Origin of the sequence: Flavobacterium sp. (assembly GCF_040382755.1) — a bacterium.
Taxonomy (GTDB): Bacteria; Bacteroidota; Bacteroidia; order Flavobacteriales; family Flavobacteriaceae; genus Flavobacterium.
Genome location: NZ_JBEIET010000246.1, coordinates 1 through 1,632, shown reverse-complemented (window position 1 = coordinate 1,632; position 1,632 = coordinate 1). Strand labels below are relative to the sequence as shown.

2 protein-coding genes are annotated in these 1,632 nt (G+C 28.7%); both read left to right on the top strand.

What is annotated here, in order from left to right:
• Positions 1-328: N-6 DNA methylase (locus ABWO04_RS11765; RefSeq protein WP_353079877.1), on the top strand; the 328-nt coding region annotated here is incomplete at its 5' end.
• On the top strand, positions 318-1,565 hold the full coding sequence (locus ABWO04_RS11760; RefSeq protein ID WP_353079876.1) for a restriction endonuclease subunit S: 1,248 nt from the start codon (positions 318-320) through the stop codon (positions 1,563-1,565). The genes ABWO04_RS11765 and ABWO04_RS11760, both read left to right, overlap by 11 nt.
• Positions 1,566-1,632 lie beyond the last annotated feature (67 nt).

The following is a 1,632-nucleotide window of genomic DNA, read 5'->3' as shown; positions in this document are numbered from 1 at the left end:
TTTAGGTGAAACTGTGAAAGATGGGAAGAATCAAAAAACAGTTTTAACGGAAGCGGAAGAAAATCAAATTATTACAAGTTTTAATGATAAGAAAGCGATTGATGATTTTTCTGTGGTGGTGAGTTATGATCAAATTGCAGAAAAAAATTATTCTCTCAGTGCGGGGCAATATTTTGATGTGAAGATTGAGTATACAGATATTACTCCAGAGGAGTTTGAGGAGAAAATTAAGAGTTTTACTAATAATTTAAATAGTCTTTTTAGTGAGTCTAGGAAGTTAGAGGATGAGATTAAGAAGCAGTTAGGGGGATTACGATATGAAATTTAATGAATCAAAATTTAATAAACATTGGCAAGATAAAAATTTAAGTGAATTAGGAAAATTCCAGCGAGGAAAATCAAAACATAGACCAAGAAATGATCAAGTTTTATTTGAAAATGGTATTTATCCTTTAGTACAAACAGGAGATATTAAAGAAGCTAATTTATATATTCAACAACACAAAGAGGCTTATAATGAAATTGGATTAAGTCAAAGTAAGTTATGGAAAAAAAATACATTGTGTATAACGATTGCAGCTAATATAGCTGAAACTGCTTTATTAGCTTATCCAATGTGTTTTCCTGATAGTGTTGTAGGTTTTAATGCCTATCCACATGAATCTTCAGAATTATTCATGCACTATGTATTTACTTACATTAAGAAATCTATTCAAAATTCTGCAACTGGTAGTATACAAGACAATATAAATATTGATTATTTAACACAATTAAAATTTAAAATACCCAATAAAGTTTATCAAGATAAAATAGCATCTATTCTTTCTTCTCTTGATAACAAAATAGAACTTAATAATCGCATTAATTCAGAATTAGAGAATCTAGCTAAAACAATATATGATTATTGGTTTGTGCAGTTTGATTTTCCCGATGAAAACAGCAAGCCTTACAAATCCTCTGGCGGTAAAATGGTGTATAATCAGGAGCTTAAGCGAGAAATTCCTGCGGGTTGGGAAGTTAAAATATTAGCAAATATTGCAGATATTACAATGGGACAATCTCCTGCTGGTTCATCTTATAATGAAGAAAAAAAAGGTGAAATATTTTTTCAAGGTTCAACTGATTTTGGCTGGAGATTTCCAATAGTTAGACAATATACTAATGAACCAAATCGTATGGCTAAAAAAGGAGATATACTTTTAAGTGTTAGAGCGCCAGTTGGTACATTAAATATTGCAGATAATGATTGCTGTATTGGTCGTGGTCTTGCAGCTATCAGAAGTAAATATGAATTTAATTCCTATCTTTTTTATGTAATGAAGTATTTTAAAACAATATTTGATCATCTTGATAATTCAGGAACAACATTTGGATCAATCACTAAAGATGACTTATTTAATTTAAAACTTGTTTATCCAAATGAAGAACATCTCAAAAAATATGATTTAATGATTTCTAAATACAACCAAATTATTTTGAATAATCAAAAACAAAATCAACAACTAACCCAACTAAGAGATTGGTTACTTCCCATGCTAATGAACGGACAAATTACCATTAAATAAAGGAATAACTATAAACAATAATAATTTTAAGCTTTTTAATCTCTTCTAATTTATATAGTTTTCATCA

What these genes read in the sequence shown, in the direction of transcription:
- ABWO04_RS11760 (WP_353079876.1), top strand. Translation starts at nt 318, where the DNA reads ATGAAATTTAATGAATCAAAATTTAATAAACATTGGCAAGATAAAAAT.